At 66.7% G+C, this 372-nt stretch carries 1 protein-coding gene; it reads left to right on the top strand.

Annotated elements, in window-relative coordinates; all coding sequences use genetic code 11:
• Positions 1-372: Ig-like domain-containing protein (locus tag D5041_RS21930; RefSeq protein WP_265285838.1), on the top strand; the 372-nt coding region annotated here is incomplete at both ends.

Raw genomic sequence — 372 nt, 5'->3', positions numbered from 1 at the left:
GCTGCCGGCAACGACGTGGCCAGCTTCGCGGCCACCGCGGTGCGCAACGACACGCCAGCAGACACCACGGGCCCCACGCTGGCGGCGACCAACCCGATCACGATCACCGACGACAAACTGCACCTGGGCGAGAGCACCACCGTCGTCATCCGCTTCTCCGAAGACATCGACGCCAGCAGCTTCAGCATCGACGACCTGACGGTGGGCGGAGGCGCAACGCTGTCCAACCTGCGCAGCACCGGCGGCGGCACCACCACCTGGGAGATCACGCTGACGGCCCCGGGGCCCATTGAGCAGGCCTTGAATCCTGCCTCCGTCAACAGTTCGACGGGCAACAAGATTCGCGTGAACCTGGCCCAAATCACCGACCTC

Origin of the sequence: Verminephrobacter aporrectodeae subsp. tuberculatae (genome assembly GCF_026127385.1) — a bacterium.
Classification (GTDB): domain Bacteria; phylum Pseudomonadota; class Gammaproteobacteria; order Burkholderiales; family Burkholderiaceae_C; genus Acidovorax; species Acidovorax aporrectodeae.
Note: the sequence above shows the minus strand (reverse complement) of the source record. Positions and strands in the feature narration are given on the sequence as shown.